Raw genomic sequence first — 14010 nt, 5'->3', positions numbered from 1 at the left:
TTCCTTGAGGGTGCAGTGTCGCTAAGAGCACTGCACCTCCAAGAAAGAAGGACACGTAACAACGTTTATTTCATGCGTACTCACACTAATTAACTTTGACTAGGCTCCATTGCTGATTGGCCCCGCCATTGTCGGCCCACTGAATCGTGGAGGCACCTGCGGTTAGAGACCCTTGATTGATGTCAACCGTCAGGCCACTGTTTCGATTCGCAAGTACCACATATCCTCCCACATCAATTGGCAGCCATTGCTGATTGTTGCCTCCGTTATCCTGCCACTGAATCAGAGCGGCTCCGCCTTGTGTAGAACTCGAATTCACGTCTAATAAAAGGCCACTGCCTACATTGCGGATGTTGTAATATCCGTTACCTGCCGACTCCAGCTTCCACTGCTGGTTGGCTGCTCCATTATCATTCCACTGAATGATCGTTGCCCCACCCGTAGAAGAAGCACCGTTAACATCGAGTGCAAGTCCACTATTGCGGTTGATTAATTTGTAGATTGCCCCGGATTCATATCCTGTACCACCATTGTAAGTTGCACCGGAAATGACGTAAGTTGTGACCGAGTTGGCCTTGGCTGTAGCGGTAAAGGTTTTGTTTTGCACCGAAATATTGGTCAGTTGCTGCAACTTCTCTGTTGAAGAGGTCCGATATACTTGAGCAGACGTGCCTGTGTTAGTAAAACGACTTAGATCATAGGTTACCGTTGTATCCGTTGATTCCGAATTGGTTGTTACCAGAACAACTTTGCCGGAAACTGTATCATAGGCTGCAAGGGTATTGGCATCACTCATGCCGATAATCTTGTATCCAGGACGAATAAATTTGCTGTAGTTGCCCATGACATAATATTTTTGGTTTACGGTGTAACTGGTCGTTTGTGTATTGTTCAACACGTTCTTGAAGAATCCCCATCCTTCTGCACTATCCACGGCTTGCCAATACACCCATCCACTTGCGCCCATATTGCGAATATCCTTGAGGATGGTCCGTGACATCGTAAGTCCACTTGCATCCCCATCTCCATATTCCGAGGTCCACAGATGTTTGCCCGCAGACGTCGCTGTGTTACGCAAAGCAGTACGATTGCTTCCGCCATACGTATGGGTGTTGATCTGAGTGATCGCTGATTTAACGGCATTGCTATAGCTGTTGAACGACACATTCGTATCATCGATACTGTATTCTTCCGGTGCGCTCAGCTTTGTAGACAGGCCCTTCGCATTCAATGAACCTTGTACCTGACTCAGAATGGTGTTCTGATCCGCCCGGTCAAAGTGCATGCCCTCCTGGTCATTACCCTGCTTCCACCACGTCGAGATCGGTTCATTCAGCGGAGTTACACTATCAAATGTGATCCCCCAGTTATCCCGAAAATGCTTCACAACCTCAGTTAAGTAATCGGCAAAATCATCGTAGTAATCAGGCTTGAGGTTGTTACCTCCATTCGCCGAACCGGACACATTACCACTGATCGTCATCCAGTAAGGTGCGGAATTCGCAAAAGCTTCGATAACATTCACACCTTGCGCTTTGGCAGCTTGCAGCATATATCGTTGGTTTGCATCTGCATTCCAGTCATACACGCCGGGAGAAGGCTGGTAACCAGGAACGGCTTTGCGATATTCGAGGATATTGGACGATGGATTATCCCCGCCTCCAATGTTGTACCGCAGGATGTTCAGTCCCAGTCCAGTATTCGCGTTGAACATTTTCTCCACATACTCATCCCGATTGGAATATTCTCCAACCACCTTGCCCCACCATGCGAGGGATGTTCCCCATCCTTCCATCGTCTGATATTGCTTCGATGGATCGGCAACAGCCGTGTAAGCTCCCGCAGCAGATACCTCTGTGCCCAGACCTAAACTGCTTGTTAGCAGACTTCCTGCCAGCAGCAGCGAGCTCATTCGTTTTAACCACTTCATCCGCTTCACTCCTTATGAATTTTTCGAAACACGAACACCAATTATTGTGTAACCTCTCGGAAGGTCGCGTCTGACTTATCGAGTGCAGTAACGACAGCTTCCAATTTCAGCACATTATTGTAATGTCTCAGATACAGGTTCGGGTTACTAAATGACGCGTACGATGTCCAACTAGCATTAGCAAGTCCATTTACACGTTTGAACGTGGCGACATTTCGGAATGTAGCGCTGCCGTCATTTTTCACAAGTGTAATGTTGCCATTATTATTGCGCAGGAAATAACCCGGATAATTCATGGACTCAAACGAAATGCCTGTTGCATTTGACAGCCCGGGAACGACCCGGAATTGTGCATCCTCCGCCGGACTGACACTCGCATCAATCCGTGCCTGATAGTTGTAATGACGAATGAAGCTGCCAGGTACATTGAAGGACTCCAGCTTGCGGATATCACCCGGTTGTCCGGACTCTTTCAATACGGTCATATGCCGGACGAGTCCGGTAAGACCCGCAATCTCTTGTTTGGCACCCCAAGTCTGGAAGTTGTCAGCAGAGTCGCTGTAATAATATTTTTGTGTCGCATAGCCGTCAAAGTAGATTCGCCATGAACCATTATCCAACTGAACAAGCGCCGGGCCTTCCACCCAAGAACCCCAACCTGCCCAATCCCCTGTGCCTTTAAAGTTGTAAGGACCCTTTAGCGAGGTGGATGTCGCATATTCAATGTATTTGGTGGTCTCGTTTTTGGTAAAAGCATGATAGGTTGAGCCTGTCTTCACGATAAAAGTGTCGATATAATTGGGAGCAATGCCTGCCAGTTCAGTAGGTGCAGACCATGAGGTAGATGTTAGATTGCTACCTGAAGCTGTGAGTACATAAGGTTTGAAATTCTGATAGTTGCCTGGTGAGAGGGACACGATAATGTTCAGACTGCCGTTGCTGTCTTTGAACCATTCTGGTGCCCAGGTGTGTGCAATTGTAGTAGGTGTGGATAATGTAATGTTACGGACAAATGTCCAGTTTACCTTATCCGGACTGGAGGCAATGCCGATGGTGTTACCCGACCAGTTCGTGGTGTAAACAACGTAATATAGACCATCTGTGTGCTTCATGATGCTGGGATCGCGGATCAGATCGACCGGAGGTGTATAGGCTGGCCCTTTCAGCAAACCATAGTGGGTCGCATTATACGATTCATAGATATACATATTGGACTCACTTGTGTTCGTAAAGGCGGATATCGTATAAACACTTGTCGCTGCTCTGGCTGTATTGGGGAATAACATCGTTAATAGAAGCAATGTTCCAAGCAGCAGAATCATTCCGGCCTTTAAACCATTGGATTTTCCTGCTCCTATTCCTATCCCCTCTTCCTTCTTCGTCAACATTGGGTCATCTCCTTATCCATATGTGATGAACAGAGGAATACCTTACTGTAGTACCAATGACAAAGCGTACCTGAGACTGCCACTGATGAGCAACACCTCACGACTACCTGTTCGAATTCCAATTACATGAAGCATCACTCCCTTCACAGATCATGGATAAACACTTTAATATATATGTAAACGGTTACAATTAATTAGGTTACAAGTGTTACCTTAGTTCATTGTACAGACCTAGTCACCACAGTTCCCCCATTCCCTTAGCCTAATTCACTCCGTAAGACTGAATCCGAAAGATTCACAAGCTCTGGTTATTTGACTAAGAAAATGAGGTAGTGTGACTGTGGTAAAAGGTGAAATGTTGCGTCCAACTCGAACTATCTCGATCCAGTTATTGTTCCCAACCATAGTTGGATCGGTAAGACAGCTAACGATCAATACATGAACTACTCTACCACAACCCATGGATAACGGGATGGCGCATCTAAAAGAAAACGTACACGTTCTGGTGTTCTGCCTTCTTCATCGAACAAAAGTAATTCATTCTCTTCCTGTAGCCATGCTACTGGAATCTTGTAATCCTCTTGCGGACCAATCTGCCAGTAACGGCCCAGATGATGTCCGTTCAGGTGAATGGTTCCTTTGCTCATCCCGGTCAGGCGAAGCATCAGATTCACTTTATGATGCTCAGAAAGAGTAGGCTTGGTGAAACGCCAGCGGTACCAAACGGGCTGACCATACGATCCTCTGACTGGAGTATGATTGGATACAGGATGAGACTTCTCGCTCAATGTAGCACGATTAACCGATCCATTCGTGGTGTGGGGATCCAAATTGGCAGTACAATTGCCACCTGTGGCGATACCAGACTGTCCTGCACGCTGGATTGATCCCTGTCCAGGATGTAGCGCTTCCTGTTCTACCTCGTATCTCTCCCATTGTTGCGGAAGTAATACATCCGTCCCTGCCATACGCCAATCCTTCAGTTCTCCCTGACTTGGATACGTGATCAGTTCCAGTCGATTCAGCGATGAACGGCTATACGGCATTTCCAGTGTATTCGTCTCTCCGGGCTTGATATACAGAGATATGTCTAACGTCTGGAAGGCAAACCAATCCTGATATCCCTCCATCGGAACTTCGATGCCATTGATACGAAGACCTTTGCTCAAGGCACCCACAAGAATCGCCCGATCCATGCCATCCAGCGTAAAGCTTCTGCTCAGAAGTGGCGCCCCATGTATAGAGTTCACCTCATCGAGATGCACAAGTCCACTCTCCATACGCCAATCCCGACGAATATCCCGAACTTTGCCGCCCAGATACACAGCACCAGCCAGACCTTTGCTCTCACCCAAATACGGGGAGAAGTTCAATCTGCCCATATGCTGCACCAGAATCTGAAGTGTATTCTTCCCTTTGGCCACCTGCAACTGCACTCCAGCGGCACCTACCTGACGCACTAATGCCTGCTGAACACCATTAACAATGATTCTGGCAGTATCCTGGATATCCGGCAAAATGAGGTTAGTGATCCCTTCGGTTGGACTCTCGAAATCACATTCGTACAATAAATAACCAAAATCTTGTCCATACCGGGAAAAGTCTTCCGGTTGTCTACTCGCCGAGCGTTGCTTCGCAGTTAATGCAATACGTGACAGCTCAGGAGAATTAGACAACGTCGGCGCACTCGGTGATGTCCATGGAAGCTGCTGCTGCATACCTGCAATAGGCTTCTCGCTGGCATAGAACTCGTCACCTGTTAACGTCCGTTCTCCATCGGTCCAGTCACCAAGCAGCGTAATTGTGCGATCCGGATCCGTGATCATGCCCTTGACCTGACCAGATGGCAATACATCTGCGTCATCGAAGCCGATCACATACCGTAGTCCCTTCTGATCTGTTGCTTCCAATCGCCATGTTCGATTCATCGTCTCTTGATCCAGAATGACGAAACGGATCGGTGTGCCGTTTGCTTCCAATTGGATCATTCCCGGCTCTTGGAAATGGAACAGATCGAAGCGGTATACGTTCCTTGCTGAATCATGTTCAACCAGCACTTGCACCGTACTGCCCGTAACGTTTAGTGCCCCAGCTTCCAGTTCAACAACTGACCGCTGCCCGGCAGCGGCCACGATGAACAGGGTTAATTCTCCGTTTATCATTTCATTGCCCGTAATCATCGTACCCGCAGTCAGATATACGTGTTCAGCAATCTGTACTCGATCCAGCAACGGAACAATCTGACCCGGATTCACCGATACGGGAAGAGTCCGGCCTTCCTCCAGCGTAATGTGCATGGTCTCGCGTTCATCCTTGTGACTCTCCAGAAACCAAATCTTCTGGTTGCCAGCCTGTCTGCCTCGTACAGATATGCCTTCAGGATGACGTACAACGATCTGTTCTTCTGGAATTTCCTCTGTTTCCATCAGAAGGGCCCCGAAAGCATGGACGAAATAGGACAAATTCTTGGTTATTGCATACTTCGGTGTCCCCCGTCCATATTCGTTCAGGGGTGCATCATAGTCATAGGACGTAATCATGAAAATATCACTGCTACCCATCGTTCTGCCGCCATATCCACCAAAGTTCGTGCCACCATAGAACATGTAGTGACTGATTCCGGTATACCCGGCACGCAGGATTTCCATGATGCGTCTCTCCAGCAAAGGCGCTGTCTTCTGAATGGCTGAAGGTCCTCCCCAATTCTCAAACCATCCGGTCCAGAATTCCGTGACCATCTTCGGGGTGTCCGGCTGTTTGGCTCGGAGTTTCTCATAATGCCCGTCAGCACCTGACCAGAAATTAGCCCCTTCAATTGTGCCTTCCGCCCCGCCAACGCAAGTGATCAGCGTAGCGTCAATGCCACGTTGCAACAATCCATCTCTCAGCGTATTCATATGGTCACTTGCAGCAGCGTCATCCATCAGATACCCGTATTCATTCTCCACCTGAACCAGAATGACCGTGCCTCCAGCGGACAGCTGGCGTTCCCGAATAATCGGCACAAGCCGGTCAAAATACAAATTCACATAGTGCAAATACGTCTCATTATTTTCCCGGAATTTCACGCCATCCTTCGTACCAAGCCAGTATGGAAAACCGCCAAAATCCCATTCTGCACAGATAAACGGACCCGGACGCGCGATGACCCACATGCCCAGTTCTGCGCACAAATCCAGAAATGCTCCGCAATCGTTGTCCCCTTCAAAGGACCACTGTCCTTCTTCCGGTTCATGCACATTCCACGCAAAGTAGGTGTCGATGCAGTTCATGCCTGCCAGCTTCGCCTTCAACAGAACCTCACGCCATTCTTCCTTCGGCATACGGAAATAATGGATCGTGGCACTGTTCAGAAATACACGCTCTCCGTTTAGGAAAAAACTGCGTGCATCGTATGTTAATTCAGATTGAACATCGTTTTCAGCCCTGCTGGTGTTCTTCTCCTGCTTTTGGAGCAAAAGGGATGTTTTCTCTGTCAAAGATATCCCCTCCTTCTCTGTATTTATATAAATTGAACTAAAGATTATTTACACTGTGCACTTCGATGACAGAACAACCTTCCGATCGCTGTTATCCCCAGATTTTTTGATTCCCTTTTCTCAAGGGGAAAATCTGGTGATAGCGTATGCTTCCGATGTAGCTTTCTTGCAGGAAGCTTGTAGGCGCACGCTCCGCTTCTTCAGGTCCTTTCTGTCTCTCCGTTTGGTGTAAATGTTTAGTTCAATTTATATAGGTTCATATGTCCTGTAATTAATTTAAGGTGAACCATATCCGTTAAACTAAAAGTGATTTACACGGGTACTACGATTACAGAACAACTTTCCGAGTGCTATCATCAGTTCCCCTGCAACGTCACGCTTTCCAGTACAACCGTTGTGATGGAATTATCTGCGGTAGGTACTTCCAGTCCGTTGGCATACACCGGAATGTCTTCAAGCTGTTCCATGTTCCGGTCCGGTGAAGTCTGATACACCTGCGCAGTGGCTGATTTTCCATACGTGTACCCTTCCAGTTCAAACGCCGTTGTTCCAGCTGACAATTCATTACGAATCACCAGCACCAGTCTCTGACGTTCCGCGTCATAAGCAGCCAGTGTGCGTCCGCCATCCGTTGGAATAATCGTCGCACCGGGACGAATGAACTTTGTAAACTGGGCCATACCATAATACTGTTTGGTCATCTCATACTGCTCTTCTCCGTTAAAGTTGGCGTGAATGAACCCCCAATTGTTATTGGCGCCTTCATCTTCAACAGCCTGCCAGTATACCCAGGCGGATGGCTGCATGATTTTCAGATCAAACATGATTCGCTCCGCCAACTCTTGTACTGAGGTCATATCCTCATGACTGTGCGGCTCGCTGCCACCCGTTCCGTACTCAGACATCCACAGCTTCTTGCCATGGCGTTCTGCCAATGTGCGCAGCTCTTCCATTTTGCTACCGTTATAGGAGTGGGTATTGATCTGCTGGATTACGTCCAGCGTATCCTGATCGTAAAGGTTGAAATTAAACACCGTCTCATCAATGCTGTTATCGTCTGCGGCACTAATGACGGTTCCATCCAGTCCTTTGCTCTTCAACGATGCAGCAACTTTCTTGATAATCTCGGCCTGTTTCTCATTCGTAAAATGACTGCCTTCCTGCATATTGCCCTTCTTCCACCAGTCGGAGGAAGGTTCATTGAGCGGATTCAGTGTGCGGAAGGTGATGCCCCACTCGTCCCGATAATGCTTCACGACTTCAGTCAGATAATCTGCAAACGCATCATACTGATCGTCACGAAGATTATTGCTGCCATCCACGGCTCCGGTCACCGATCCACTGATCGTCATCCAGTAAGGTGGTGAATTGGAGAATGCTTCAGCAATATTCACGCCGCGCTCCATCGAGCCTTGTAGTACAGCCCGCTGACCTGCATCAGCCTCCCAATCCCACTCTCCAGGTTCAGGCTGGAAGCCAGGTACATCCCCGCCGGGACGAAGAGCTTTCATCTCCGGATTTTCCTCACCGCCGATATTGTAACGAACGATGTTCAGACCTAATCCTTTCTCCGGATCAAAGACCAGATCCATCACTTCACTAACCTTCGCCTGATCCTTCCATCCGCCCAGATCGTTGGCCCACCAGGCAAGTGACGTGCCCCAGCCTTCAAAATGGTCATAGGACTGATCCAGCTTCAGACGTACCGGTTCCTCTTGAAATACAAGTGTTTTGGATGATTCATTGGCAAAATGATTGATAACAATTCCTCCTCCTGCCAGAAGGGCAATCAGGGCTACACCCATGAGGATATAGTTCCGTTTGCTCCTGCTGCGTTGTTCTTTATGCGCCATGGGCTATACAATCCCTTCTCCATGTACGGTGATTACTTCGTTGACCTTGAACGTCAGGTTCAATACATACACACATTACAGACACTTCGGTTACTTGATTCCGCTGCTTCCGCCGCTAATGTTGGCTTCGTACACATAACGTTGTCCGAACAGATATACCAGTACCATCGGAATAGTGAGGAACAGGGAAGCAATCATCACAAGGTTCCATGGTGGCATCTGCCCACCACCTACCGTAGTCAACAGCTGCACTCCGAGTGCCAGCGGCATTTTCTCCGGATCATTGATATAGATGAGCGGCCCCATGAAGTTGCCCCAGTTATAGGAGAATGAAAAGATCGCAATGGCCGCAAGTATGGGATAAGTCAGTGGCATGATGATCTTCCAGTAGATTCCCGGGTGCCCCATACCATCGATCATGGCGGCTTCATCCAGTGATTTGGGAATACTCATGACAAACTGCCGAATCAGGAATACGTTGAATGCTCCGGCGAAGAAGCTTGGTACGATCAGCGGGTAAAATGTATTAATCCAGTCCAGATGACGGAAGATGATGAACTGCGGTACCATCGTCACCTCACCCGGAATCATCATCGTACTGAGCAACACAATAAACAGGAAACGGCTGCCTTTTGCCTTGATTCGGGCAAAGCCGTAGGATACGATCGAAGCTGATAATACCGATCCGACAATCGTAAAGACGGTAATGATGACCGAGTTTTTGAGATATGTTCCAAGATTGTTATTCGTAAAAATCGTATAAAAGTTCGACCATTGGAACTCCATTGGAACGAAGGTAAAAGCTGATTTGACGGTTGTTGCGTCACTTGCCAGTGCAATGGAGATCATGTACAGGAAAGGCGAAGCAAGCAGCACCCCGACCAGAATCAGAAAAATATAGGATATCGTCTTCTCCACAGTCGATGGATTACTCATTGGCTTTTCCCTCCTCGTAGTGCACCCATAGCGCCGATGAACGGAATACAACGAGTGTCAACGCCATGATGATGATGAATAGTACCCAGGCAATCGCCGATGCATATCCCATTTTGTAGAATTGGAACGCATTCTGGAATAAGTAGGGAACAACCATCTGACTTGAATTGTCAGGTCCGCCGGCAGTAACGATGAATACCTGCGCGAAGGTCTGGAGCGCTCCAATCATACCAGTCACGAGATTGAAGAAAATGACGGGAGTCAGCATCGGGAATGTAATATGGAAGAACGATTGTGTACTCTTCGCTCCATCAATGGCAGCGGCCTCGTACAGCTCCTGTGGAATACCTTTCATACCTGCAAGCAGCAATACCACGCCACCACCTACACCCCATAAGGACATGAGAATCAATGCAGGCTTAACCCAGTTCGGATCAAGAAGCCAGGCGGGACCCTGAATACCGAAGATCGCAAGTGCCTGGTTGATCAACCCTTCCGTCGGTGCAAGCAAGTGGATGAAGAGCAATGAACTCGCAACCACCGGAACAACGGAAGGCAGATAGAACAGAATACGGAAGAAGGTGATCCCTTTGATTTTCTTGTTGAGGTAATATGCAATCCAGAGCGAGATCGACATGCCCAGCGGAATGGATATTAGCGCATAGAAGAATGTATTGCCTACGGATTTCCAGAAAATCGGATCATCGGTCAGTAACGTTTTGTAATTGTCGATACCAATGAATTCAGGGGACTGGAACAGATCCCAATTCGTGAAGCTCATATAGATGGAAAACAGGATCGGACCCAGGGTCAGCCCCAGAAACCCGATCAGCCAAGGCGAGATGAAGATGTAGAACCATTTCCCGTCCTTTTTTCTCACGTTAAGCCCTCCCATGACGCAGAGAGCAGATGGAACCCGCATTCACGCCGATTCCACCTGTCCTGCTGTCGCTGCTATTTGTGCATGTTCAGAAAAATCCTCTATTTGTAGAGTCTTTCCAGTCCACTCTGAATTTCGGTTACGGTATCATCAAGCGAGGCTTTGTTGTTGAAGTACACACCCAGCTTATCGTTAATGAGCTTCATCATTTCGTTCCATTGCGGGTTGAACGGTTCTGCATAGATCGTCGATTCACTGAACGCAGCCATGTTGATTTTTTTGCCGCCGTATTCAGCATTGAGGAATTCATCACTGGACAAACCTGCTTTGGTTGCAGGAGCATCCTGACCGGCTTTGACCATCGGCATCTGTGCTTCCGGTGTGGTCAGTGCTTCGATGACTTTGAAAGCTTCTTCCTTGTGTTTGGAAGCGTTGGTAATCGTTAACCCGTTAAAGAATGCGTTCGTTTCGCCCCATACCGGAGAGATATCCCAATTAATGCCTTCCACCTTGGCAAGTGAACCGATGTTCCAGAACCCTGTCGTTTCCATGGCGATCTTGCCTTGAGCGAACAACGGATCGGCTCCGATATTCCCCATGTCGGCAATCTCGGTTGGCGTTGGTCCCGCACCGTGTGTGAAGGTCAGGTCATTCATGAATTGTAATGCTTTCCGCACAGGCTCTGTATTGAAGGTTGGTTTACCACTCTCATCGAACAATGAGCCACCGTTCTGGTAGATCAGCTGCATCCATTGCGGCCACCAGCTACCCGGGTAGTAGCCCCATTGAACCGTTTTGCCATTCTCCTTCACCGTCAGCTTCTGAGCTGCCGCCATCAGATCGTCCTGCGTCCAATCTTTGGTTGGATATTCCACCCCAGCCTTGTCGAACAGATCTTTGTTATAAAAGAGGACCATCGCACCTGCCCGATCCGGCAAACCAAATTGTTTGCCATCATACTTCATCAGGTTGGCAATATCATCGGAATAACGCTCGGACATGTTCACATTGTTCGCCTGAATCATGTCATCCAGCGGTATAATCTGATTCTTGGAGGCGTAAGCCTGATAGTTCTCGGCAATCATCATGATGTCCGGTGCCGTTCCTCCGGCGATCATGGTCTGTACCTTCTGGTCATAATCTCCTGCAACCACGTTCAGCTTCACGTTAATATCGGGATACGTCTGTTTCACAATGTCGAGTCGTTCCTGATAAATTTTCTTCTCATCCTCCGAGCCCCAGATCGTCATGCTCAAATCAACCTTGCCACCGGACTCGCCGGAAGAACCGTTTTTACTCCCGCTGCTACAGGCTGTCAGACCCATTACCATGACCAGCATCAATAACGAAATGACCTTTAAACTTCTTCTCATACGTTACGCCCCCTTGATATAATGAATGGATGACTACACTGAAACCCGTTTCATGAAATGGGTTTCATTAAGCTGAAACATAAAACCCGTTCCACTTTATGAAAGGGGTTTCATTCACGCACTCATTATATTTCACCCTTCGAGGAAATGTCAACGCTTTCTTTTCCAATTACAGGCCCTTTATCTTGCAGCAGGCCCTGTACTTTGACGCACTATCAGCTCCGGTTGCAGAATGATCTGCTTCTTCGGTTTGCCTTGGTTAATCAGCTCATGCAGCACATCCACAGCCTGTTTGCCAAGCTGATACGTATTCTGGGATACGGTTGTCAGTTCCGGTATAACGGCACTGGCGAGCGGTGTATCATCATAACCCACAATGGATATATCCTTCGGAATCGAGAGCCCATGCTCAATCGTTGACTTGATCGCACCAATCGCTGTGTTGTCATTAACGCAGATGACTGCGGTTGGCGGATTGTCACGATCCAGTAGTTTGGACATCTCCCGTTTGCCGTCGTCGATGGAGAAGCTGCCGAGCAGTTGCCGTTCTTTTGGTATTTCGAGTCCATGCTCCCGAAGTTTCTTCTGCACAGCTCTGACCTTGACCATGGTTGTGGACAACTCTTTCAGACCGCCAACAAAGGCGATATCGCGATGCCCCAGTTCAAGCAAATGCTCAGCTGCAAGGGCTGCCCCTGCCCCCTCATCCGTGTATACCCGGTGAAACCCGCCTTTCGCAATATTGCCATTGACCAGTACAATTGGCATACGCTTGCCCATATCAATCAATTCCTGAGCCATGTCATCCGGACAGACCTGCATGTTAATTCGCCCGCCGAGGAAAATAATCCCGTCTACCCGCTTCTCTCGCAGGATGGACAAATATTCAGATTCCCTGTTGTAGTCGCCTGCGGTATTGCACAGAAAGAAGGTGTACCCCAATCCGCGAGCCTCATTCTCCGCACCCCAGAACACTTCCGGGAAAAAGGGATTCGTAATGTCCGGCAGGATGATGGCGATGGTACCCGTCTCTTTCTTGATCAGACTGCGCGCCTGCGCATTGGGCTGAAACTGGTGTTTTTCAATGATGGACATAATCTTCTCTCGGGTGCTTGCACGCACAGGTGCCGTATCATTCAGTACCCGGGAGACTGTCGCTACAGATACATTTGCTTCCTTGGCGATGTCGTATATGGTGATCGGTGTCATAGCGGAACCTTCCTTTTTCTCTAATTTTCCCTATTTTCCCTGCTTATCATACCAGATAAGGAATGCCGATGAAATGGGTTTCATTGACGGGCGAATGATTTCACACTGAACCCATAGAAATTCCGGGTATAACATTCATACGTGAATGGTTCGTTGCATTACGCATTAGCGTCAATATTTTTACAGGACATGTTTGCTTTTCTTTATTTCACCTTCTAATCTGCGTTTATGGTCCATATATTAAATTGTAAGCGAATTCATTGGAGATTAGAGGAGTGTGAACAACGTCATGATCATTCAAGTCAGTCCGCTGGCAGAAGCAAGACTTACTGAAAAGCTGGGAGATCGACCAGGCTATTTCAAATTGTTTTATGATACCGATGGATGCGGTTGTGACGGAATTGCGGTACTTCTGATCTTAAACGAACCGGATAGCGATGATGTTACCGTAGAGGCGGGGTCGCTTCCCTTTGTAATCAACAAACAGCAGCAGATTTACTTTGAACCCTCTCTGCGTCTGCAATCCGAGCACAGTTTCCCTTCGTTCCGACTGAGCAGTGATTCCATGATCTATGGCAGTAATGTCAAAGTCCATGATTTACGAGATACCGCAGACGTAGCCCCACAGCCCACTGGATGGTTTGTACGATAAACGTTGAATTAGCACTATAATCAAAACCTCCCAAGCCCAGATGTCATGCGGGACGGGAGGTTTTTTATCAATTTTAATGAGTTCATTAGGCATTATTCTTGTAAACATTTCATATTCGTGCAGTGCCTCTGTACCTCTGCCAATCTATTTCCGACCTTTTTTCAGGACAAAAGAGGTGAAAATTTGATTAATTAATATGGACTTTAGTTTAATACAAATAATTACAAGCAAACCGTATACTTAGATAACCACATATGAATTTAGGAGATACACAAAACGGAATACCTAATTAAAGATATAAGTCCAGTTA

The 14010-nt window shown here is 47.8% G+C and carries 9 protein-coding genes; 1 reads left to right on the top strand and 8 read right to left on the bottom strand.

Annotation, left to right across the window (positions count from 1 at the left end; all coding sequences use genetic code 11):
• Positions 1-85 precede the first annotated feature (85 nt).
• The 8 genes from MHI14_RS07690 to MHI14_RS07655 form a co-directional block, all read right to left on the bottom strand.
• Complete coding sequence (locus MHI14_RS07690; RefSeq protein ID WP_341130114.1) at positions 86-1930, bottom strand: RICIN domain-containing protein; 1845 nt, start codon at positions 1928-1930, stop codon at positions 86-88.
• 41 nt (positions 1931-1971) lie between these two features.
• The gene (locus MHI14_RS07685) at positions 1972-3318 is read right to left on the bottom strand and encodes a glycoside hydrolase family 43 protein (protein ID WP_341130113.1); all 1347 of its coding nucleotides are present in this window, start codon (positions 3316-3318) and stop codon (positions 1972-1974) included.
• Positions 3319-3761: 443 nt separating this feature from the next.
• Entirely contained in the window at positions 3762-6797 is a 3036-nt protein-coding gene (locus MHI14_RS07680; RefSeq protein ID WP_341130112.1) for a beta-galactosidase, read from the bottom strand.
• A gap of 356 nt (positions 6798-7153) precedes the next feature.
• Entirely contained in the window at positions 7154-8650 is a 1497-nt protein-coding gene (locus tag MHI14_RS07675) for a glycoside hydrolase family 30 protein (RefSeq protein ID WP_091027986.1), read from the bottom strand.
• A gap of 90 nt (positions 8651-8740) precedes the next feature.
• Positions 8741-9586, bottom strand: a complete 846-nt coding sequence (locus tag MHI14_RS07670; protein ID WP_017687022.1) for a carbohydrate ABC transporter permease — start codon at positions 9584-9586, stop codon at positions 8741-8743.
• Positions 9579-10466: a carbohydrate ABC transporter permease gene (locus MHI14_RS07665; RefSeq protein ID WP_036668619.1), complete on the bottom strand. Its 888-nt coding sequence runs from the start codon at positions 10464-10466 to the stop codon at positions 9579-9581. Before MHI14_RS07665 ends, MHI14_RS07670 begins: the two co-directional genes overlap by 8 nt.
• 101 nt (positions 10467-10567) lie before the next feature.
• The gene (locus MHI14_RS07660; protein ID WP_091027983.1) at positions 10568-11839 is read right to left on the bottom strand and encodes an ABC transporter substrate-binding protein; all 1272 of its coding nucleotides are present in this window, start codon (positions 11837-11839) and stop codon (positions 10568-10570) included.
• A 180-nt stretch (positions 11840-12019) separates the two neighbouring features.
• Positions 12020-13048, bottom strand: a complete 1029-nt coding sequence (locus MHI14_RS07655) for a LacI family DNA-binding transcriptional regulator (protein WP_091027982.1) — start codon at positions 13046-13048, stop codon at positions 12020-12022.
• A gap of 289 nt (positions 13049-13337) precedes the next feature.
• On the opposite strand from MHI14_RS07655, the gene MHI14_RS07650 reads away from it, so the two are divergent.
• Entirely contained in the window at positions 13338-13700 is a 363-nt protein-coding gene (locus tag MHI14_RS07650; RefSeq protein WP_017687018.1) for an iron-sulfur cluster biosynthesis family protein, read from the top strand.
• Positions 13701-14010: the final 310 nt, after the last annotated feature.

Origin of the sequence: Paenibacillus sp. FSL K6-2393, from assembly GCF_038002545.1 — a bacterium.
GTDB lineage: Bacteria > Bacillota > Bacilli > Paenibacillales > Paenibacillaceae > Paenibacillus.
Note: the sequence above shows the minus strand (reverse complement) of the source record. Positions and strands in the feature narration are given on the sequence as shown.